Source organism: Bradyrhizobium sp. SRS-191 (assembly GCF_024586915.1).
Classification (GTDB): Bacteria; Pseudomonadota; Alphaproteobacteria; order Rhizobiales; family Xanthobacteraceae; genus Bradyrhizobium.
Genome location: NZ_JANBVS010000009.1, coordinates 291,648 through 313,323, shown reverse-complemented (window position 1 = coordinate 313,323; position 21,676 = coordinate 291,648). Strand labels below are relative to the sequence as shown.

Sequence of the window (21,676 nt, the reverse complement as noted above, 5' to 3'; positions counted from 1 at the left end):
CGCGGCTCAGTCCTGATAGGACGAGATCTCAATGAGGCTGCCGTCGGGATCGCGGCAATAGACCGAACGCAGGGTACCGCGGGCGCCCTGCCTGTTCACGGGGCCTTCCTCGATGGCGATGCCGAGCGCCTGCAGGTGCGCGACGACCTCGTCCGGCGTGCTGCTCGTCAGGAAGCAAAGGTCGTCGCTGCCAGCCATGACATGGTCGGCGGTGAACCAGTCGACCTTGTCTGCGTCCTTCGGTCGCACATTGATCTTCTGGTTGCCGAACAGCAGTGAGGTCCGCTTGGCCCGTCCCGGGCCAGGGTCGGACACCTGCAACGTCATGCCCAAGACCTTTTGGTACCAGTCGGTCGTGCGGTCGACGTCGGCGACGTTGATCACGAGGTGATCCAGCGCATCGATCTTGACCGGCATCAGCTCTCTCCTCCGATTGAGATATCGACCTCGCCGCGTCAGCGGCCTTCTGCTAGGATCCGTGCGGCGGTTCGTCAACGAACGCTCAACGATATATCCGAGGAAACGCATGATTTCACGTCGTACTGCGCTTGGTCTGATCGCCTCTGCCGTCCCCTCCGTCGCCGCCATTCGCACCGCGTCCGCAGCGGAGTATCCCGCCCGCCCGGTGCGTTTCGTGGTGGGCTATCCGCCGGGCGGCGCGACGGATATCCTCGCGCGCCTGATCGGCCAGCGGCTGTCCGAGACACTCGGCCAGCAGTTCATCGTCGAGAACAAGCCGGGCGCCGGCAACAATATCGGCACCGAGTCGGTCGTGAACGCGCAGGCCGACGGCTATACGCTGCTGCTGGTCAATCCGGCCAACTACATCAACGCCAGTCTCTACACCAATCTGAAGTTCAACTTCGTGCGCGACATCGCGCCGGTGGCGTCGTTCAACCGCGTGCCGAACGTGATGACCGTCAACGGCGACATCAAGGCCAAGACCGTCGCCGAGTTCATTGCCTATCTCAAGGAGAACCCGGGCAAGGTGAACATGGCGTCCTCCGGAAACGGAACGTCCGTGCATCTGTCCGGCGAGATGTTCATGGCCATGACCGGCACCAAGATGCAGCATGTGCCGTATCGTGGCGCCGCCCTGGCGATCACCGACATGCTCGGTGGCCAGGTCCAGGTGATCTTCGACAACATGCCTTCGATCATCCAGCACATCCGCTCCGGCTCGCTGCGGGCGCTGGGCGTCACCACCCAGGAGCGCTCGGCGCAATTGCCGGACGTGCAGGCGATCGCCGAGACCGTGCCGGGCTATGAGGCGAGCGCATTGTTCGGCATGGGTGCGCCGAAGAACACGCCGAAGGAGATCGTCGAGAAGCTCAACAAGCAGGTCAACACCATCCTCGCCGAGCCCGAGATCAAGAAGCGGCTGGTCGAACTGGGCGGTGACCCGCTGATCCAGACGCCGGAGCAGTTCGGCGCCCAGATCGCGGCGGAAACGGACAAGTGGAAGAAGGTCGTCGAGTTCGCCGGCCTGAAGCTGGATTGAGCGCAGGCGCTTTGGCAGCAACGGCGATGGCGTGCCCCGTCCGTGACACGTCATGGCCCTGCTTGGTGATCCGAACCGCCAATTCGTCGTTTTTTGACCATGCCAGTGTGATGCAATCTTCCCGCCAGAAGAGGAACAGATCATGCGCAAGGTTTTGATGATGGCGGCCGGCCTCGTCGGCGTTGCACTCGTCAGCGGCGTCAATGTCACGCCGGCCGCGGCCGGAGGCTACGATTATCCCTGGTGTGTGCAGGGCAGGGGTGTCGGCTACCCCGGTGACTGCTCCTATCAGACGTTCGAGCAATGCCGGGCCAGCGCCTCCGGACGCAACGCCGGCTGCGGCATCAACCCCCGCGTGGCCTTCGATTCAGCCCGGCGCGGCCCCTCGGTCTATGTCGACATGCCGCCGCCGCGGCGTGTCCATCGCTACAATTATTACTGAGCTCCCCCGCCTCCGAGGCCCGGCGCCTGCTGGTGCCTGGGTGGTACCGCGCGGCGCACGTCCTGAATCTCCTCTCCCGGAGACTTGCGTTCACTTTGCGCGCGTGTATACTTTGTATTGCAAAGTGAATCGCGCCCAGGCGGCGCCGGGTGAGACATGCGCGATCTCGACAAGGCGCTGGCCGACATCATCGCCATCCGCAGCCAGCTTGCGGCCGGCACGGCGTTCCGCGGCTACGGGCCGGCGACGATGGCGGCGACCGCGGCCGTCGCGCTCATGACGGCCTTGATCCAGCAATTCGTGCTGCCCGATCCCACCGGAGAGCCGCTCACCTTCCTGCTCGGCTGGGCAGCGGCAGCTTGCGTGTCGCTTGCGATGATCTGGATCGAGATGCGCGCGCGCTCGCGCCGGCATCATTCCGGCCTCGCCGACGCCATGATCCACCAGGCGGTCGAGCAATTCCTGCCGGCCGGCATTGCCGGCGTGCTGCTCGCAGTGCTGCTCTGGAAATTCGCGCCGGAGGCGCTCTGGATGCTGCCCGGCCTGTGGCAGATCCTGATGTCGCTCGGCGTGTTCGCCTCGGTGCGCTCGCTGCCGCGCACGGTCGCGTTGGCGGGCGCGTTCTACTTCCTGGCCGGGTTCGCGGTGCTGCTGCTCGGCAGCGTCACTCATCTGCTATCGCCCTGGACGATGGGGCTGCCATTCGCGGCCGGTCAGGCGCTGATGGCGGGCATTCTGTATTTCGCGACCGGAGACTCCGATGTCGAAGACTGACGGCAGCGCGCCGTTTTCCTATGACGGGCTCGACCGCGTCATCCATGAGAAGGCGCGGCTCGGCCTGCTCACCTCGCTGATGGCGCATCCCAAGGGCCTCGCCTTTGCCGATCTCAAGCAGCTGTGCGGCCTGACCGACGGCAACCTGTCGCGCCACCTCCAGGTGCTGCAGGAGGCCGGCCTGGTCGAGGTCACCAAGGGCTATGAAGGCAATCGCCCGCACACCAGCTGCCGCCTCACCAAGGCCGGACGCCGGCGGTTTCTCGACTATCTCGCCGTGCTGGAACGCCTGGTCCGCGACGCCGCGGCGGCAGCCGGCAAGGATCACGCGCCCGCATCGGCAGGTCTCATCCCCGGCCGCGCCTGATCGTCCCCTCGGATTTTTTTGACCTGGAGCTTTGCAATGCAAAGTAGTCTGCACCCGAAATCGCCTGCTGTGGTCGAAGGCCTGCATGTCGGCATCATCATGGACGGCAACGGCCGCTGGGCGACGCGGCAGGGCCTGTCGCGGCTGCGCGGGCACGAGGCCGGCGTCGAGGCGATCCGCCGCGTCGTCGAGGCCGCGCCTGATCTGGGCGTCGGCACGCTGACGCTCTATGCGTTCTCCAGCGACAATTGGCGGCGCCCGCGCGCCGAGGTCGCCGCCTTGATGGCGCTGTTGCGCGTCTATCTCGCCAGCGAGGTGGAATCGCTGGTGCGCAACGGCGTCCGTCTCACCGTGATCGGCCGCCGCGATCGCCTGCCGGGCGGCATCGCCGACGCCATCGGCCGCGCCGAAGCGGCAACGCGCGACGGCCGCGCCCTGCATCTGCGCATTGCCGTCGACTATTCGGCGCGTGATGCAATTCTCAATGCTGCCGCGAAGGCTGGCGGCGTCGACGGACTGACGCGCGAGCGGTTCTCCGATCTCGTCACCGGCGAGGCCGGCCTGCGCGACGTCGACCTGATCATTCGCACCTCTGGCGAGCAGCGCCTGTCGGACTTCCTGCTCTGGGAAGGCGCCTATGCCGAGTTGCACTTCACTCAGCGCATGTGGCCCGATTTTGATGCCGCCGATCTCGCCCAGGCATTGGCGTCGTTCCGTGGCCGCGAGCGCCGCTTCGGTGGCCTTGAGGCGGTGCCGCTCGCGCCGGCTGCAGCGTCCTGACCACGGCTCTCCCGCCGGCCGTCGAGCCACAATCTTTCCGCGCATCGAGGAATCATCTACCGCTTGCGTCACGAGCGCAGAGATCCCGTGATGAAGCACAAGCCGCATCGGCCCGCCGGCAAATCTCCGGTGAAACCCGGATCGTTGGGACAGAGCGATACGCCGGATGCGTTGTGCGCGGCGGCGTTCCGGCTGCTGCGCGCCGGCCAGTTGCCGCAGGCCGAGGACGCCTGCCGCCGCGCGCTGACGCTGGATGCCGCCTCGATCGATGCGCTGCAGGCCATGGGCCAGGTCTGCCTTGCGCTCAAGCGCGCCGACGATGCGATCGAATGGTTCGCGCGCGCGATCAGGCAGGATATCACCCGCGCGTCGTCCTTCGTGGGACTCGCCCAGGCGTTGCGGTTGGCGGGCCGCCTGGACGAAGCCATCAAGGCCTATGATCGCGCGCTGCAACTGCAGCCGGACTCGGCCGACAGCTGGGACGCTCTCGGTGAGCTGTTGCAGCTCACGGGCCGTCATGAAGAGGCCGCGCTCGCCTGCGATCGCCTGCTGCAGCTCGCACCCGATCACGTCCCGGCATGGTTTCGGCTCGGCGAGGTGCTGGAAGCTCAGGGCCGTCGCAACGAAGCCGCGCTGGCCTTCGATCAAGTGGTGAAGTTCAAGCCTGATCAAATCGAGGCCGCCAACAAGGCCGGCGCGGTGCATTTCGACGCGGGCCGCTACGATGAGGCGATCGCGCGCTTCGATCAGTCCTTGAAACAGCAGCCGGATCAGGCCGGCGTGCTCTGTCTCAAGGGCATCTCGCTGCGGCGTCTGCGCCGCTACGGCGAGGCGCAGGTGTCCGGTCAGCGCGCGCACGTGCTGGCGCCGCATGATCCTGATATCGCCAACAGTTATGGCTGCATCCTGCAGAATCTCGGCCGCCATGACGAGGCCGTTGCCGTGTTCGACAAGGCGATCGCGATCCGGCCGCAGACGGCCGAATTCTACAATCATCGTGGCACCTCGCTGGCCGAGCTGCATCGCTTCGACGAGGCCTTTGCGAGTTTCGACCGCGCGGTCGCGCTCAAGCCGGACCTCGCCGACGCGCATTGGAATGCCGCGCTGTTCCGGCTGCTCACCGGCGATTTCGCACAGGGATGGGCGGCGCGCGAGTGGGGCCGCAAATGCCGCGCGGTCGGCTTCGTCGAGCGCAGCTTCGACGCGCCGATGTGGCTCGCCGACGCGCCGCTCGCGGGCAAAACTATCCTGCTGCACAGTGACGAGGGATTGGGCGATACCATCCAGTTCGCGCGCTACGCGGTGATGGTCGCGGCCGAGGGCGCGCGCGTCGTGCTCGAGGTCGATGCTCCGCTGCAGCCGCTGTTGGCGGGCCTGGAGGGCGTCATGGAGTGCCTAGCTCGCGGCGTCGATCCGATCCCGGCGATCGACTATCACTGCCCGCTCTCGAGCCTGCCGCTCGCCTTTGCCACTTGCCTCAATACCATCCCCGCCTCGCCTTGCTATCTGCCGCGCCCGGCGGCGGAGCGCCTCGCACTTTGGGGACGGCGGCTTGGACCGCATCACTCCTTGCGCGTTGGCCTCGTCTGGTCCGGCAATCCCGTGCATCTCAACGACCACAACAGGTCGATGCCGCTGGCGATGCTGGCTCCGCTGCTAGACGTCGGCGCCCAGTTCGTCAGCCTGCAGAAGGACGCGCGGCCCGCGGACAAGGCTCTGCTCGCGGAACGCAACGAGATTCTCGATCTCACCGGCGACATCCGAGACTTCGTCGACACGGCGGCGCTGATCGACAATCTCGATCTCGTCATCACCGTCGACACCAGCGTGGCGCACCTTGCGGGCGCGCTCGGCAAGCCGACCTGGATCATGCTGCCCTATACGCCCGACTATCGCTGGCTGCTCGATCGTGAAGACAGCCCCTGGTATCCGAGCGTACGGCTGTTCCGTCAGGACGAGCGCCGCGACTACGGCGATGTCGTCGCCCGCGTGCGTGACGCGCTGGCGCGGCAGATCGAGGGCTTTGCGGCAAGCTAAGCCGTCCGTCAGTCCTCCCTGAGCCTGATCGAGATCTCGTGCACGCGCCGCGTCAGCTCGGCGACGCTGCGCCAGCCCGTCTTCTCTCGCGTCCGCTTGAGATGCGTGTAGACCGTGGTCACCTTGACGCCGCGATGCGCTGCGTATTCGACCGCAGTCATGCCCGTGCTGAGGGCGCAGGCGAGCTGAGCTTCGGCCCGGGTCAGCCCATGAAGATCCTGAAGCAGATGTGTCGCTGCGCTCTCCTGCAGCGGATCGTGCACGAGCATCATCACGACAGCCTCGGGAGCATCGGATCGTGGCCAGCCGTGGCGCAGTGCTCGCAGCGAAATCGTGCACGGCGGCAGTCCGCCGGGGCGGGGCGCCAGAAAGTCGATGGCTTCGTCGGCGAGCGTGAGACCGTCACGGCCGATCACGGCGCCGAACGCACGCGCATAGCGGCTGCGCAGATCGGACGCGCCGAAGTGAATGCCGCGCGCATCGATCCGGAACAGTCCGGTCTCGATGGCGATGGCCTGCAGGCTCGGATTGGCGTGAACGACCTCTCCCTTGGGATCTAGCAATGCGACGCCGTCCTTGAGGAGGTCGAGGACCTTGGTGCCGACGCCGTCGCCGTGAGCTGCGGCCATACTGCCTCTCATCCCATAGGCGCGCTGCAAATGCGGCGTCAGGCGTCGCATCAGCGCGATCTCGGACCTGTCGACATGCCCGCGCCGCGGCGACCGCTGCAGGGTGAAGGCGACGAGTCGCTGTGGTGATCGGTCCAGCACCACCGAGAGAAAATAACGGAGACCGGCGCGCGGCAGGAAATCCATGTAGAATGGATCACGCGTCATCGCGCTCTCATCCATGACTTGATAGTCCCATGACAGCTCGCCGCGCTGCTGGCGCAGGGCCACCGGCAGGCGCGGATTGCGGGGCGCGAAATGCGCGAGATAGTCGTCGCCCTCGGCCGACGCGACGCCGCTGCTGTGAAACATCACCGGCCGCCGGACGGCCGGGTCGATCACTTCGAAGGTCGCGCCTTCGGCTCCTATCAGGTTGCGGATCGATTCCAGCGCGGTGGGGATGCCGTCCACGTCCGCAAAGCCCTGATAGATGGCATCCAGCGCCTGAGTATAGCGTTCGCTCTCCACGGTCACCTCTCTGCGATCGCCCCGGGGCCGCCGATCTGAACTGTCAACACGGATCGGCAGACGATATTCCCCCTCATGGGTCGTCACGGAGACTGCGAGGTTCACGACGTGACCGCGATCGTGAGAGCCATCGCCTGGAGTTGCGCCTCAGGACGATGGGAACACGGGCTACTCCGCGATGGTCTCGCCCGAGCCGCCGAACTCGCTTGGAAAATCCTTCAGCTTCGGCAGGCCGTCGCGCATCGGCAGCACCGTTTCCGCGTAGTTCACGTGGACGGCCGGCTGGAATGGGAGATCGGGAAGGGTTGCCGCGAACACGTCGATCAGTCCGAGCGGCGGATGAGTGGTCATCAGATGGCCGCCGCATTTGCCGCAATATTGCCGCTGGCTGAGCGGCGTCTTCTGGAAGGTCGCCACGTGGTCGGCTCCGGACGTGACCTTCACCGCCTCCGGCTTCCACAGACTGAAGGCATTGACCGGTCCTCCGGACCACGACCGGCAGGATCGGCAATGACAATAGCCCATCGCCTCCGGTGCACCGGACACCTCGATTTCAACAGCGCCGCAAAAACATCGTCCAGAGAGTGTCATCATCGTCCTCATGGGTTTTGAAAGCGGCGGACGGCAACATTCCTGAGCGCTCCGCGTCTTGGTGTCCGGCGACCAATGCCGGGGCTGCCACGACCAGACGTGATCCAGTTCACATCCGAAGACCGCCGAGGAAGGCAGGTACCCTCATCAGAGGACGCCGGCCGCGAGCGGATGACGCTATCGAGTTCGCCGTCTGCGCGAAGCTCCAGGTGCCAGTTGTCAAAGTCTCGGGTGATTGCATGTCGGACCTCAACCCTCGCATCGTCGAATTCTCGACCGACCACATTCCGGAGCGGGAGCGCGCGGCGTTCTGGCGTGAGCATTACGGACGCGTCATGTTGCGCGTCGACTTCGAGCCCGCTCCCGACGTGCCGTTCAAGGCGCGCAATCGCGCGCTGACCTTGCCCGGCTTGCAGCTGCTCGATGCCTGGGCCACGTCGGCGCGCATCTCGCGATCGGGCCGCTATCTCGGCGATGGCGCTGACAATGTGATCCTTGCGATCAATCGCGAGGGCACGGCCTTCGTCGAAGGGGCAGGCCGGACGCGCGAGATGGGACGTGGCGAGGCGGTCCTGCTCAGCGGCGCCGATCCTTGCGCCTTTCACCGCGCAAGCAACGGTCACTCCTTCACGCTGCTGATGCCCCGCGTGATGATCGAAGCCGCCGACGTCAGCATCGACGACGCGGTCATGCGGCCGATCCCGGTCGATCAGGGCGCCGTGCAATTGCTCGATCATTATGCGAGCTGGCTGATGAGCAGCGGGGGCGCGCTCGATGCGCAGTTGCTCAATCTGTCGGTGCGCCACATCCAGGATCTCCTGGCACTGGCGATCGGGCCGGCAGCCGGTCTGGCCGAGACGATGCGCGCGCGGGGATTGCGGGCGGCGCGGCTCAAGCTCGCCAAGTCCTTCCTCGTTGCGAACAGCCAGCGCCGCGACATCTCCGTGGCGATGATCGCGACCAGGCTGAACGTCACGCCGCGCTACGTGCAACGGCTGTTCGAGACCGATGGCACCACGTTCTCCGCGTTCCTGTCCGGCGTGCGATTGGCGCATGCGCATCGCATGCTGTGCGACCCGGCTCACGCGCAGCTGGCGATCGCCAGCATCGCCTATGATGTCGGTTTCGGCGATCTCTCGCATTTCAATCGCTCGTTCCGCCGCCATTACGGACTGACGCCGCGGGAGGTGCGAGGCGATGGCGGCAACGGATTGCCGGGCCCCAGCCGCGCCGATGGAGGCGTGCGATGACCAGCAAGATGATCGCGCTCCGGATCCTCGACGGCATCTTCGTCGCGGGAACGGGTCTCCTCCTCCTGATCGTTGCCGGCCTTCCGGTCGATGGGATGCTTGCTCTGCTCGAGATGTCGCTGCGCGAATTCCAGGCATTCGCGCTGTTCGTGATCTTCAGCTGTCTGCTGCTGATCCATGCGATCGCGACGTCCGATTCTGCGCCGTAACCCGAACGTGATCACTGGCGATGGCGACGCAAGTGTCGCCGATTGAGCTGTGTCAACGGATTCCCGGGGGCCTGTGGCAAACGAAGCGCCTGCTTCAGTGAAGAAGGCTCTTTCGGAATGGATCCACAGGACACCCAGCTCGTCGGAGACGAACGGCCCGTTCAGCAGGTTCGCGCCGAATCCGCAGCGCTCGTTCCGGCGCCGGTGTTGCCTGTCCCCGCGGCGCATGAGCCGCGACCGGCGCGGCGTCGGTGGCCGCTTCTGCTGCTGCTCCTGATCGTCGGTGCGGCCGGAGGGGGCGGCTATGTGTGGTGGCAGCGTCTGCATCCGCCGCTGCCGCCCGGCATCAGCTTCAGCAACGGCCGTATCGAGGCGGACGAGATCGACATCGCGACCAAATATGCCGGCCGCGTCGCCGAGCTGCCTGCCGATATCGGCGATCTCGTCGAGGCCGGTCAGATCGTCGCCCGGATGGACAGCAAGGAGTTGCAGCAGTCGCTGTCGAAGGCCACTGCGCAGGCGGAACAGGCGCAGCATGTGGTCGATCAGGCGCGCGCCAATCTGGCGCAATTGCAGTCGCAGAAAACGCTGGCCGAGCAGGAGATGGAGCGCACCCGCAGCCTGCTGCAAAACGGCTGGACGACGCGCGAGCTCGCCGACCAGCGCCAGCAGGCGCTCGATGCCGCCGCCGCGGGCCTTGCCGGCGCACAGGCGCGGATCTCGGAGGCCGAGCGCGGGCTCGAAGCCGTTCGTCACGATGTCGCGCTCTACACGGTACAGATCGCCGACAACTCGCTGATCGCGCCGAAGGCGGGCCGCATCCAGTACCGGCTTGCCAATGTCGGCGAGGTCCTGGGCGCGGGCGGCAAGGTCTTCACCATGCTCGACATCGGCTATGTCTACATGGACGTGTTCTTGCCGACGGAGGAGGTTGGCAAGATCAAGGTCGGTAGCGACGCCCGCATCGTGCTCGATGCCTATCCTGATCGTCCCATTCCGGCCAAGGTGTCGTTCGTCGCGACCCAGGCGCAGTTCACGCCCAAGACGGTGGAGACTCGCAGCGAGCGTGACAAATTGATGTTCCGCATTCGCGTGCGCGTCGACCCGGATCGCCTGGCCGCCCACGCCGATGCCGTCAGGAGCGGGTTGCCCGGCGTCGCCTATGTCAGGTGGAATCCCGACATTGCATGGCCCGCCCGCCTGCAAGCTGCGCCATGAGCCCATCAGCGCCTCCGGTCGCGGTCGCGAGGCATCTGTCCCAACGCTATGGCGACGTCACCGCGCTCGACGACCTCTCGCTGGAAATTCCGAGCAGCTGCGTCGTCGGCCTGATCGGGCCGGACGGTGTCGGCAAGTCGTCGCTGCTGTCGATCCTGACCGGCGCCCGCGCCATCCAGAACGGGCAAGCGGTCGTGCTCGGTGCCGACATGTCCGACCGGCGCGCGCGCGAGCGGATCTGTCCGCGCATCGCCTACATGCCGCAGGGGCTCGGCCGGAATCTCTACCCGGATCTCAGCGTGCGCGAGAACATCGCCTTCTTCGCGCGCCTGTTCGGCCAAGCCCGCGCCGAGCGCGACTGGCGCATCAACGAGCTGATGCAGGCGACGGCGCTGTCCGATTTCGCCGACCGGCCAGCGAAAAAGCTCTCGGGCGGCATGAAGCAGAAGCTCGGCCTGTGCTGCTCGCTGATCCATGATCCGGATTTCCTCATCCTGGATGAGCCGACCACCGGCGTCGATCCGCTGTCGCGCCGGCAGTTCTGGGACCTGATCGATCGCTTGCGTGCGCGCAGCGCCACCGGCATGAGCGTCATCGTCGCCACCGCCTATATGGAGGAGGCTGCGCGTTTCGATTGGCTGATCGCCATGAACGATGGCCGCATTCTCGCGACCGGCACGCCGGCCGAACTCAAGGCGCGGACCGGGGCCGACACGATCGAGGACGCCTTCATTGCGCTCCTGCCTGCAGACGGCTCGCGCGATCACGGCCAGATGCCGGTCAAGTCCAAGCTCGACGGCAGCCATGAGACGGTCATCGTCGCCCGCGACCTGACCTGCCGCTTCGGCGACTTCACCGCCGTGGACGATGTGAGCTTCGAGATTCGCAAAGGCGAGATCTTCGGCTTCGTCGGCTCGAACGGTTGCGGCAAGACCACGACGATGAAGATGCTGACGGGCCTGCTGCCTCCGACGGCCGGCGAGGCGCTCATCTTCGGCCGCTCCATGGAGGCCGGCAACCACGAATCGCGCAGCCGCGTCGGCTACATGTCGCAGGCGTTCTCGCTGTATGGCGAGCTCACCGTGCGGCAGAATCTGGTGCTGCATGCCCGGCTGTTCCAGCTGCCGCGCGACGTCGCCGCGAAGCGGATTGCCGAACTGATCGACCGCTGTGACCTGGCCGAGCACGTCGACGGGCTCGCCGCCGATCTGCCGCTCGGCATCCGGCAGCGGCTGTCGCTCGCGGTGGCGATCGTCCACAAGCCCGATCTGCTCATCCTGGACGAGCCGACATCCGGCGTCGACCCGGTCGCGCGCAATCAGTTCTGGCGGCTGCTGATCGAGCTGTCGCGCCGGGACGGCATGACGATCTTCGTCTCGACCCACTTCATGAACGAGGCGGCGCGCTGCGATCGGCTGTCGCTGATGCATGAGGGCCGCGTGCTGGCGACCGATACGCCGGACGGGCTGATCCGCGCCAAGGGAGCGCAGACGCTCGAGCAGGCTTTCATCGCGTTCCTGGAACAGGACGCCGGCGTCGCCGATCCGCCGGTCACGCTGACCCAAGCGCAGTCCGCCGCGCATCCTCAGGCCGCGCCGAACCATGGCGGCGCCCGGAGCGGCTTCAGCCTGCGGCGGCTGCTGGCCTATACGATCCGGGAGGGGCTCGAGCTGATCCGCGACCCGATCCGGCTGATGTTCGCGCTGTTCGGGACGGCGTTCCTGATGATCGTGATCGGCTTCGGCATCTCGACCGACGTCAACAACCTCACCTTCGCCGCGCTCGATCGCGACCAGACGCCAGAGAGCCGCGCCTATCTCGCCGAGCTCCGCGGCTCGCGCTATTTCGTCGAGAAGCCGCCGCTGGCCGATTATGCCGAGCTGGAGCGGCGGATGAAAAGCGGGGACATCAAGGCTTCGATCGAGATCCCGCCGAACTTCGGCGTCGACATCAAGCGCGGGCGTCCGGCCTTCGTGTCGGCGTGGATCGACGGCGCGATGCCGTTCCGCGCCGAGACCATCCGCGGCTATCTCGAAGGCACGCATCAGCTCTATCTGTCCGACCCCGCCGTCAAGACGACGCGGCCGCAGGCCGCCTCGCCGGTCAGTGTCGAGATCAGGTTCAAATACAACCAGGCCTTCGACAGCATCTATGCAATGGCGCCGAGCACGATCGCGCTGCTGCTGGCGCTGTTTCCGGCGATCCTGATGGCGCTCGCGGTGGTCCGGGAAAAGGAGCTCGGCTCGATCACCAATCTCTACGTCACGCCGGTGACGCGGCTGGAATTCCTGGTCGGCAAGCAACTGCCCTATATCGCCGTCGCCCTGGTCAACTTCGCGCTGATGTACGTCATGGCGCTGACCCTGTTCCAGGTGCCCATGAAAGGCGACTTCCCGCCATTGCTGGTCGGCACCGTCGTCTATGTGATCACGACCACCGGCTTTGGCATGCTGATCTCGACCTTCTGCCGCACCCAGATCGCCGCGCTGTTCGGCACCGCGATCCTCACCGTGCTGCCGGCGACGCAGTTCTCGGGAATGCTGGTCCCGGTGTCGTCGCTGTCGGGCGTCGCCCGCCTGCTCGGCATGGGCTTCCCGATGACCTATTATCGCCCGATCACGGTCGGCACCTTCACCAAGGGGCTGGGCTTTGCTGATGTCTGGTTCGATATCCTGGTGCTGCTCGTCTTCATCCCGGTCCTGACCGGGGTCAGCCTCGCCATGCTGCCGAAGCAGGAGCGCTGAGCCATGATGCGCTCGCTCTCCAACATCTTCTGGCTCGGCACCAAGGAGCTGCGCAGCCTGTTCGGCGACCTCGTGCTGATCGGGCTCGTGGTTTATTCGTTCACGGTGGCGGTGATCAGCCAGGCGCAGAGCAATTCGCAGGAGCTGCACCGCGCCTCGATCGCCGTCGTCGACGAGGACAATTCCGAGCTGTCGCGCCGCATCGCGGCTGCGTTCCTCCCGCCCTATTTCCAGAAGCCCGTCTACATCAGCCAGCGTGAGGTGGAGCCGCTGATGAACGACGGCCGCTTCACCTTCGTGCTCGACATTCCGCCGAATTTCCAGCGCGACGTCCTCGCGCTCCGCAAGCCGTCGGTGCAGCTCAATGTCGACGCCACCGCGATGATCCAGGCCGGCATCGGTTCCGGCTATGCGCTTCAGATCATCACCACCGAGGTCGGCTGGTTCGTCGCCCGTTCGGAGGTGTCGGTGCAGGCGCCGGTCAATCTGGTGACGCGGATCGCCTTCAACCCCAACGTCACGACCGCCTGGTTCGAGGGCGTGATGGGCATCATCAACAGCGTCACCATGCTGGCGGTCATCCTGGCCGGCGCGGCGCTGGTGCGCGAGCGCGAGCATGGCACGATGGATCATCTGCTGGTGATGCCGCTGTCGCCGTTCGAGATTGCGATGTCGAAAATCTGGGCCAATGCGCTCGTGATCGCGGTCGCCGTCGCGGTGGCGCTCTATCTCGTCGTGAGATGGTACCTGCAGGTGCCGATCATGGGCTCGATCCCGCTGTTTCTCGGCGGCACCGTGCTCTATCTGTTTTTCGCCACCGCCGTCGGCCTGTTTCTCGGCACCATCGCGCGCTCGATGCCGCAGCTCGGGCTGCTCTATATCCTGGTCGCCGTGCCGATCAACATGCTCTCCGGCGGGATGACGCCGGTGGAGAGCCAGCCGGTCTGGCTTTCGACGATCATGAAGGCGTCGCCGTCGACGCATTTCGTGTCGTTCGCCCAGTCGATCCTCTATCGCGGCGCCGGCCTCGATGTCGTATGGCCGCAATTCGTGTCGGTCGCCGTCATCGCTGCGCTGGTGCTGTGGCTCACCCTGCGGCGGTTCCGGGCCGCGATCGCGGCGGCTTGAGCTCAGCAAAAAGGCCCCGGCGGAGCCGAGGCCTGTGCGCGCGGATGCCGTTGCGGCCGCGATCAGTAGCGGGCTGCGACCGGGCTGCCGAACTTGTAGTTCACGCCGATCCGAACGGTGTGGAACGAGAAGTCCTGAGACAGGTTTTCGCGATAATTGGAGCCGGGAGGAGCAAAGGTGCTGCCCGGGACATAGGCGGAGGTGTAGTTGATGCTGCCGAGATCGGTGTAGAGATATTCGGCCTTGACCGTCCAGTTTGGTGCGAACGCGTGCTCCACGCCCGCGCCGACGGTCCAGCCGACCTTCGTCTCGTTGGCGGAGCCGGTCTTGGCGTAGCCATTGCCGGAGGTCAGATCCCAGCTGCCCTTGACGTTGCCGACCGCAAGGCCGCCCGTGACATAGAACAGCGTGGTATCGACCGCGTAGCCCGCGCGGCCGCGAAGGGTCATGAACCAGTCGCTCCGGATGCTTTCGTTGAACGTCCGGGTGGTCGGCGCATTGGGGGCGGTATAGACGACGCGCTTGTTGATGTCCGAGCCGTTGATGTCGGCCTCGATGCCGAACACACCCGCGCCGCTTTGCCAGTTGTAGCCGGCCTGCAAGCCACCCAACACGCCGGCCGGATTCAGCCTGTTGTTGCTGATGCTGACGAACTGATTCTGGAAGGCGGCGCCTTCGACGGCCCAACTGCTGGTCTGGTCGAGAGTCGTGCCGAGGTTCGAGCGGCCCCAGCCGTAGCCGACGTTGCCGCCGAAGTAGCCGCCGGTCCAGTTGTAGATCGCCGCCGGCGGCGGAGCCTTGGTGTAGCGGGCCGGCAGATCTGCGGCGAGGGCGCTGAGCGAGCTCGCGAGCAGCAGCGAGACGGCGGAGGCAAGCATTTTCATGGTCACAATCCCTGATCAAATTCAGCAACGTTCTGACATGCTCCTCTCACACTCTGGGCCGCCCGGCTGTAGTCGAACTACAACACTCGTGTTCGGATGCGTCTGTGATCACGTCACTAAGTATCTGTGATTACGTCACTTTCGGAGCTCGGGCGCTTAACCCTAAGAATCCGTAAAGGGACCGCGTAGGCTTCCGGGCCGGTCGGCGGATCCATTCCTGGCGATGATGATCGAGACAATTCGATGCATTCTCTTAGGCAAGGATTTGCCAACCATTAGAACGCGCTGTGCCGGCTGCTAACGATTTCGCAAAGCGCGCCCGTGCACCTTCGGGGCGTCCTGAGGGGACGGAGAGGGGAGAGCAATCATGACGATGAATGGGGAAGCGGTTCTCGAAAACGTGCGGCGCTATCGTACCGTCGCGTCCTTGTACCGGCAGACTGCGGCATTTCGTCCCCATCAGCGCGACTCGTTGCTGGCGCAGGCCGCGGAATGGGAAAGCCGGGCGGTCGCCGAGCTCGAAGCCTATTTCGTCGCGCGCCAGGCGCCGTCGCAGCCACCGGCGAATCGGAACTATCACGCTCCCTCCTACGCGCCGTCGCCTTGGCAGTACGCTGCGGCATAATTCGACAAACAGCTCTTCGTCTCGTAGCGCGATCAGCGCCCGAGGTGATGCGACAATGGACCCTCTCGACGTGAGAGGAGCAGGGAAGACCAGGCGCCGACCGGCGCCTGCGGCCCCCGTGCGAGATAAATGCACGGGGCAGGAACCACAGGCTTGGCCGGACATCCCGGCCTTCCCTGCGCAACGGGCTACGGCTTATACGTGCTCTCCTCGGTGCACCGGCTTTCTGGCCACCGTTGCGCATCACGCTCACGCGTCAGCGCGGACACCGGCCTCGGGGTGTCAGGACCACACGACTTCACCGTCCGCCGCGAACCGTTCGTCGGCATCCCCCGAAGAGAATGCTGCGGTCGCCGCGGCCATCGCTCCCCGCCTCGCGTGTCGTGACGACCGCGATACGCCCTCTGCCCGAGGCGGTGTGAGGTCAGCAGACACCAGATTCCGAAAAAGCGAAAGCGGAATATTTTTGCGCCGGCATCTGGACAGAGGTCATCGCGTTGAGGCCGTGCGTGAAATCGGTTTTGAGCCGCACGCGTCAACGGTCGTCGATGGAGGCTGATTGAAGCGCCACCGCGTGTCACGCTGCCCGACGGGCGACTCATTGTCCTCCGGGGATCGCGACGCGCGGGTTGATCCAGTGCGTCGTCAAAAACCGATGTCGTCCCGGGCAAGCCGTGGCGCCGCGAAGCGACGTCATGGCGTTGACCCGGGACCCATAACCACAGGCGATCGTTGTGACGAAGAACGCCGCTCCAGCGTGCGCGACACGGACAGCGCGGCGTATGGATCCCGGATCTGCGCCCGACCGCGCTGTCGCGTGTTCGGACTTGTCCGGGATGACGGCGGAGGGGATGAGAGGCGGAGTGAGTTGATCCAGTGCGTCGTCAAAAACCGGTGTCGTCCCGGGCAAGCCTGACGTCGCAGAGCGACGTCGGGCGCCGACCCGGGACCCATAACCACAGGCGATCGTTGTGACGAAGAACGCCGCTCCAGCGTGCGCGACACTGATAGCACGGCGTATGGATCCCGGATCTGCGCCCGCCAACGCTGCGCGTTGCCGGACTTGTCCGGGCTGGCAGCCGAATAAGGGGCTACTCCGTCGTCATGCGCGCAGAGGCGAGCAGGCCTATCAGTGCGGTCAGCGCAGCGACACTCATCGCGTTGATCGCGACCAGCGAGGCGTAGTTGGCGTCGGCGACGCGCATCACGGGGGCGCCGAGCCGGGAATCGATCAGCAGATAGGACACGAACGGGAGCGCCAGCAGCGGCAGCGAGCGGATGCGTTCGTCGGGCCGGAACAGCAAGGCGCCGAGCAGGGCGCAGGGAATGAGAAACAACTCGACGCCGCTCTGCGCGCCGAACAGCTTGACGCAGAACACCGTGTTCAGCGTGCCGGCCAGCACCATCAGTGCGCGGCCGGCGAACGGATTGCGCCGCGCCAGCACCGGCACGCTGGCGAACAATGGCGTCGTCAGCAGCGTGAGCCAGGCCGGCCAGGCGGCGGTGCCGGCGATGGCGTGGAGATACAGCGGATAGAACGGCTGGTTGGAGACGATGACCAGCGCCACCTTGGCGGCGATGTCGGACTGGGGATCATCGGCTGACGCATAGGCCTGGACGGCGGCCAGCCAGCGCCCGAACATGTCACGCATTCAAGTCCCTCGATTCCGCAGGCGTTCGGACGCTGCATCCGTTCGCGAAACGTACGGATGCGCGGGCCGGATCATGCGATCGCCGCTCACGAGTTCAGCGCCGTCCGGAGCATGCGGGCGAGATCCGCGCTCTGATAGGGCTTGGTGAGGAGCAGCACGCCGGCGTCGAGCCGGCCATGATGCACGATTGCGTTCTCCGTGTAGCCGGATGTGTAGAGCACCTTCAGGGTCGGACGCCGCTTCAACGCTTCGATCGCGAGCTGACGTCCGTTCATGCCGCCGGGCATGATGATATCGGTGAACAGGAGATCGATGCGTGCGGGGCTGTCGATCAGTCCGAGGGCTTCATCGGCCTTGCTGGCTGCCAAGGTGGTGTAGCCGAGCCGCTTGATCTGGGCGATGACATATTCGCGCACCAGCGCATCGTCCTCGACGATCAGGATGGATTCGTCGCCGCGCTCCATCCCGGCGGTGTTGGCCTCCGCGAGCCGCATCTCCGCATCGACCGTGGCCTGCGGCAGGTACAGCTTCACCGAGGTGCCGTGGCCCGGCTCGCTGTAGATCTTGATGTGGCCGTTGGACTGCTTGACGAAGCCGTAGACCATGCTGAGCCCGAGGCCGACGCCCTTGCCGACGTCCTTGGTCGTGAAGAACGGCTCGAACACCTTGTCCAGCAGATGGGCCGGAATGCCGACGCCGGTGTCGCTGACCGCGATCATCACGTAGTTGCCGGGGATCACCTCCGGATTCATCCGCGCATAGGCGTTATCGAGCAGGACGTTCTTGGTCTCCAAGGTCAGCTTGCCGCCCTCAGGCATGGCGTCGCGCGCGTTCAGCGCGAGATTGAGAATCGCAGTCGAAAGCTGGCTGGGATCGATCATCGCCGGTGCGGAATCGTGCGCCAACATGGATTCGATCTCGATCTGCTCGCCGAGCGTCCGACGCAGCAGGCGCGCGGTGTCCACCACCATGCCGTTGATGTCGACGCTGCGCGGCTGCAGCGGCTGGCGCCGGGCGAAGGCCAGCAGATGCTTGGTCAGGTCGGCGCCGCGCGCCGCGGCCGAGTTGATCAGGCTGGTGATCTGCACCAGTTGCGGCCGGTCCTTCACCGCTTCCGCGAGGATCTCGATGGTGCCGGTGATCACCGTCAGGATGTTGTTGAAGTCATGCGCGACGCCGCCGGTGAGCTGGCCGATCGCCTCCATCTTCTGCGCCTGGCGGACCTGGGTCTCGGTCGCCTCGATCTCCTGGAAGCGCTTGACCATGGCCTCCGCGGTGCGCCGCTGCCGCGTCTCCTCCTCGAGCTGCGCATAGGCCTGCTTCAGCTCGGCGCGGGAGGGCATCGTGAGGACCCGCGGCAGCAGCAGCAGCAGCGCGGCGGCGATGCCGGCGGACATGAACGCCAGGAAGCCCTTGGTCGTCGCCTCCAGCACATAGGCCGGCACCCAGAGCGTCAGCACCTCGATCAGCCGCGTCAGCCCGCAGATCGACACCCACAGCGCGAACGCCCAGAAGATGTAGCTGAACTGAAAGTCGCGGCGTCGATAGACGATATAGCCGAGCACGAACGCGATCGTGAAGAACGCGAAGGAGATCAGGGTGTCGGAGATCGCATTCACCCAGATGAGTTCGGGCGACCACAGCAGGCACTCGCCATGCGGCGTGAGCTTCGACATGTCCGGTAATCCCCACAGCGTCTGGCCGGCGGACCGTGTTGTCCCCGCGATCCGGCCGGTTCCCTGAGCAGATCATTCAAATTTCCATTGAGCACACAAGCGTGCTGACTGGCGCGATGTAAAGATCGGTAGGTGCGCACCGCAGCTCTTGGGCTGACATCCCCATCATCGAAGTTCGCCAGTCGCTTGGGGATGAGGGGCCGCCGGTCCCGAGCCCGGCGACTTGACATCTTGTACCGATAGGTACAGGCTATACGAATTGGTACAACGGAGAGCCCAAATGAGCCTGCTAGCCCCACCCTTCACACCGCAGACCGCCATTCAGAAGGTGCGAATGGCCGAGGATGGCTGGAACAGCCGAAATCCCGAGCGGGTTTCGCTGGCCTACACACCCGATAGCCGCTGGCGAAATCGCGCCGAGTTCATCACCGGCCGAGCCGAGATCGTTGCCTTCCTCACCCGCAAATGGGTGAAGGAACTCGATTACCGCCTGATCAAGGAGCTCTGGGCGTTCACCGACAACCGTATCGCCGTGCGCTTCGCCTATGAGTGGCGCGATGACAGCGGCCACTGGTTCCGGTCTTACGGCAATGAGAACTGGGAATTCGACGCTGAGGGGCTGATGCAGCATCGCTATGCCTGCATCAATGACCTGCCGATCCGGGAGAGCGAGCGGAAATTCCACTGGCCGCAGGGGCGCCGTCCGGACGATCACCCCGGACTGACAGAATTGGGACTGTGAGTTCGCCGGTCTCCCGGCGCAAAACTTGGTGCGGCGGTCTCGGTTCACCTCCCCCCCATCGAGGCCCCATTGGGGAGAGGTGACCCCCTCCGGGACGCCGGTTACGTGACTTCTAGAGAGTGTGAGAGCGAGAGAGTCATGCGGACGCTCCATGAGCGCAACGACGTCATCCCCGTCATCGCCGAGGTCTTCCGCGAGCACGGCTTCGAGGGCACCTCGCTCAGCCGCATCACCGAGCGGACGGGCCTCGGCAAGGGCAGCCTGTATCACTTCTTTCCCGGAGGGAAGGATGAGATGGCGCGCGCCGTGCTGGCGCATGTCGACGACTGGTTCGAGCGCGAGATCTATGCGCCGTTGCGTGCCGACGTCCCTGACGTCGCGATTGCGCGGATGTGGCGTGGGGTCGATGACTACTTCCGCTCCGGACGGCGGGTTTGCCTCGTCGGCGCGTTTGCACTCGACGAGACGCGCGACCGCTTCGCGGCCGTGATCGCCAGCTACTTCACGCGCTGGATCGAGTCGCTGCGCGACGCGCTGGTGCGTGGCGGTTGGCCGGCGGCAGCGGCCGCTGATCGCGCCGAGGAGGTCGTGCTCGGCATCCAGGGGGCGCTGGTGCTGGCGCGCGCGACGGGCGATGAGGCCGTGTTCGGCCGCGCTTTGACGCGGTTCCAAGGGCGTCTGCAGCAACCACCTTCACTCTGACGGAACCGAACGTCGCCGCTGCCTGCGCAAGCGGCAGCGCGCGCTGAAAAATCGGCGCGCGGCGTCCGCGGAATCGTGGTTGTCTTGGCCAAAATTCCGACGGCAGCGACACAGGGAGGTCCGGCATGAATGGGCTCGGCGGTCTCAACAAATCCGACCACGGCGTGGTCATCGGCCTGGTGCAACTTCAGTTGCCGGTCGTCGTGACCAAAGAGGATCTTGCGCGGCAGACCGAGAAGATCGTCTGGATGGTCGGCAAGGCCCGGCGCAATCTCGGCACCATGGATCTCGTGGTCTTCCCGGAATATTCGCTGCACGGCCTGTCGATGGACACCAATCCGGAGATCATGTGCCGGCTCGACGGGCCGGAGGTCGCGGCCTTCAAGCAGGCCTGCATCGACAACAAGATCTGGGGCTGCTTCTCCATCATGGAGTACAACCCCGACGGCAATCCCTACAATTCCGGCCTGATCATCGACGATCATGGCGACATCAAGCTGTATTACCGCAAGCTGCATCCGTGGATTCCAGTCGAGCCGTGGGAGCCGGGCGATCTCGGCATCCCCGTGATCGAGGGACCGCGCGACGCCAAGATCGCGCTGATCATCTGCCATGACGGCATGTTCCCGGAGATGGCGCGGGAATGCGCCTACAAGGGCGCGGAGATCATGATCCGCACGGCCGGCTACACCGCGCCGATCCGCGACAGCTGGCGCTTCACCAACCAGGCGAACGCATTCCAGAACCTGATGGTCACGGCGAATGTCTGCATGTGCGGCTCCGACGGCTCGTTCGATTCGATGGGCGAGGGCATGATCGTGAATTTCGACGGCAGCATTCTCGCTCACGGCACCACCGGCCGCGCCGACGAGATCATCACGGCCGAGGTGCGGCCCGATCTCGTGCGCGAGGCGCGCCTCGGCTGGGGCGTCGAGAACAACATCTATCAGCTCTGGCATCGCGGCTACGTCGCGGTGAAGGGCGGCGCGATGGATTGCCCCTATACCTTCATGCACGACATGGTCGCGGGCACTTATCGCCTGCCGTGGGAGGATCAGGTCAAGATCACCGACGGCACCTCCTGCGGCTTTCCGGCGCCGACCCGCGTGTTCGGTAAGCTCGGCAAGGCGGCGGAGTAGGCGGCTGTCCGTGTGCGGGGCGCGCCAAGCTTGACAGATTGATCGCCGGCCAATTATTTTATGTTTAAAATAATTGGCA

At 65.4% G+C, this 21,676-nt stretch carries 21 protein-coding genes; 15 read left to right on the top strand and 6 right to left on the bottom strand.

Annotation, left to right across the window (positions count from 1 at the left end):
• Window positions 1-6: 6 nt before the first annotated feature.
• Entirely contained in the window at window positions 7-417 is a 411-nt protein-coding gene (locus NLR35_RS18835; protein WP_257168011.1) for a VOC family protein, read from the bottom strand.
• A gap of 109 nt (window positions 418-526) precedes the next feature.
• On the opposite strand from NLR35_RS18835, the gene NLR35_RS18830 reads away from it, so the two are divergent.
• From NLR35_RS18830 to NLR35_RS18805, 6 genes are all read left to right on the top strand, one after another.
• Entirely contained in the window at window positions 527-1,501 is a 975-nt protein-coding gene (locus NLR35_RS18830; RefSeq protein ID WP_257168010.1) for a tripartite tricarboxylate transporter substrate binding protein, read from the top strand.
• Between the two features lie 142 nt (window positions 1,502-1,643).
• Window positions 1,644-1,943 carry a DUF3551 domain-containing protein gene (locus NLR35_RS18825; RefSeq protein WP_257168009.1) on the top strand — a complete coding sequence of 100 codons (300 nt, stop codon included), beginning with the start codon at window positions 1,644-1,646 and terminating at the stop codon, window positions 1,941-1,943.
• Window positions 1,944-2,099: 156 nt separating this feature from the next.
• Window positions 2,100-2,717, top strand: a complete 618-nt coding sequence (locus NLR35_RS18820; RefSeq protein ID WP_257168008.1) for a hypothetical protein — start codon at window positions 2,100-2,102, stop codon at window positions 2,715-2,717.
• Window positions 2,704-3,084 carry a transcriptional regulator gene (locus NLR35_RS18815; protein ID WP_257168007.1) on the top strand — a complete coding sequence of 127 codons (381 nt, stop codon included), beginning with the start codon at window positions 2,704-2,706 and terminating at the stop codon, window positions 3,082-3,084. Before NLR35_RS18820 ends, NLR35_RS18815 begins: the two co-directional genes overlap by 14 nt.
• Before the next feature lie 36 nt (window positions 3,085-3,120).
• Entirely contained in the window at window positions 3,121-3,864 is a 744-nt protein-coding gene (locus NLR35_RS18810) for a di-trans,poly-cis-decaprenylcistransferase (protein ID WP_257168006.1), read from the top strand.
• A gap of 90 nt (window positions 3,865-3,954) precedes the next feature.
• Window positions 3,955-5,901: a tetratricopeptide repeat protein gene (locus NLR35_RS18805; RefSeq protein ID WP_257168005.1), complete on the top strand. Its 1,947-nt coding sequence runs from the start codon at window positions 3,955-3,957 to the stop codon at window positions 5,899-5,901.
• 8 nt (window positions 5,902-5,909) lie between these two features.
• Here NLR35_RS18805 and NLR35_RS18800 read toward each other — a convergent pair whose 3' ends face one another.
• On the bottom strand, window positions 5,910-7,037 hold the full coding sequence (locus NLR35_RS18800) for a LuxR family transcriptional regulator (RefSeq protein ID WP_257168004.1): 1,128 nt from the start codon (window positions 7,035-7,037) through the stop codon (window positions 5,910-5,912).
• Between the two features lie 168 nt (window positions 7,038-7,205).
• On the bottom strand, window positions 7,206-7,628 hold the full coding sequence (locus NLR35_RS18795; protein WP_257168003.1) for a GFA family protein: 423 nt from the start codon (window positions 7,626-7,628) through the stop codon (window positions 7,206-7,208).
• 239 nt (window positions 7,629-7,867) lie between these two features.
• Between NLR35_RS18795 and NLR35_RS18790 the strand changes: the two genes are divergently transcribed.
• The 5 genes from NLR35_RS18790 (at window position 7,868) to NLR35_RS18770 (ending at window position 14,177) form a co-directional block, all read left to right on the top strand.
• Complete coding sequence (locus NLR35_RS18790) at window positions 7,868-8,878, top strand: AraC family transcriptional regulator (protein WP_257168002.1); 1,011 nt, start codon at window positions 7,868-7,870, stop codon at window positions 8,876-8,878.
• A complete protein-coding gene (locus NLR35_RS18785) occupies window positions 8,875-9,087 on the top strand; it encodes a hypothetical protein (RefSeq protein WP_257168001.1) in 213 nt (70 codons plus the stop codon). The genes NLR35_RS18790 and NLR35_RS18785 overlap by 4 nt, the downstream gene beginning before the upstream one ends.
• Window positions 9,088-9,204: 117 nt before the next feature.
• Window positions 9,205-10,305: an HlyD family secretion protein gene (locus tag NLR35_RS18780; RefSeq protein WP_257167999.1), complete on the top strand. Its 1,101-nt coding sequence runs from the start codon at window positions 9,205-9,207 to the stop codon at window positions 10,303-10,305.
• The gene (rbbA, locus tag NLR35_RS18775; protein ID WP_257167998.1) at window positions 10,302-13,049 is read left to right on the top strand and encodes a ribosome-associated ATPase/putative transporter RbbA; all 2,748 of its coding nucleotides are present in this window, start codon (window positions 10,302-10,304) and stop codon (window positions 13,047-13,049) included. Before NLR35_RS18780 ends, rbbA begins: the two co-directional genes overlap by 4 nt.
• A gap of 3 nt (window positions 13,050-13,052) precedes the next feature.
• Window positions 13,053-14,177 (top strand): ABC transporter permease, encoded by a 1,125-nt coding sequence (locus tag NLR35_RS18770; RefSeq protein WP_257167997.1) that lies wholly within the window; start codon window positions 13,053-13,055, stop codon window positions 14,175-14,177.
• Between the two features lie 62 nt (window positions 14,178-14,239).
• Here the strand turns inward: NLR35_RS18770 and NLR35_RS18765 are convergent, their stop codons facing one another.
• Window positions 14,240-15,061, bottom strand: coding sequence for an outer membrane protein (locus NLR35_RS18765; RefSeq protein ID WP_257167996.1), 822 nt, complete (start codon window positions 15,059-15,061; stop codon window positions 14,240-14,242).
• Between the two features lie 367 nt (window positions 15,062-15,428).
• Between NLR35_RS18765 and NLR35_RS18760 the strand changes: the two genes are divergently transcribed.
• Window positions 15,429-15,686 (top strand): hypothetical protein, encoded by a 258-nt coding sequence (locus tag NLR35_RS18760; RefSeq protein WP_257167995.1) that lies wholly within the window; start codon window positions 15,429-15,431, stop codon window positions 15,684-15,686.
• Between the two features lie 1,091 nt (window positions 15,687-16,777).
• Here NLR35_RS18760 and NLR35_RS18755 read toward each other — a convergent pair.
• The gene (locus tag NLR35_RS18755; RefSeq protein WP_257167994.1) at window positions 16,778-17,338 is read right to left on the bottom strand and encodes a hypothetical protein; all 561 of its coding nucleotides are present in this window, start codon (window positions 17,336-17,338) and stop codon (window positions 16,778-16,780) included.
• Between the two features lie 86 nt (window positions 17,339-17,424).
• Window positions 17,425-19,014: an ATP-binding protein gene (locus NLR35_RS18750; protein ID WP_257167993.1), complete on the bottom strand. Its 1,590-nt coding sequence runs from the start codon at window positions 19,012-19,014 to the stop codon at window positions 17,425-17,427.
• A 280-nt stretch (window positions 19,015-19,294) separates the two neighbouring features.
• Here NLR35_RS18750 and NLR35_RS18745 point away from each other — a divergent pair, with 280 nt between their 5' ends.
• From NLR35_RS18745 to NLR35_RS18735, 3 genes are all read left to right on the top strand, one after another.
• Window positions 19,295-19,756 carry a nuclear transport factor 2 family protein gene (locus NLR35_RS18745; protein WP_257167992.1) on the top strand — a complete coding sequence of 154 codons (462 nt, stop codon included), beginning with the start codon at window positions 19,295-19,297 and terminating at the stop codon, window positions 19,754-19,756.
• A gap of 138 nt (window positions 19,757-19,894) precedes the next feature.
• On the top strand, window positions 19,895-20,458 hold the full coding sequence (locus NLR35_RS18740; RefSeq protein WP_257167991.1) for a TetR/AcrR family transcriptional regulator: 564 nt from the start codon (window positions 19,895-19,897) through the stop codon (window positions 20,456-20,458).
• A 125-nt stretch (window positions 20,459-20,583) separates the two neighbouring features.
• Entirely contained in the window at window positions 20,584-21,597 is a 1,014-nt protein-coding gene (locus NLR35_RS18735; protein ID WP_257167990.1) for a formamidase, read from the top strand.
• The last annotated feature ends 79 nt before the right edge of the window (window positions 21,598-21,676 follow it).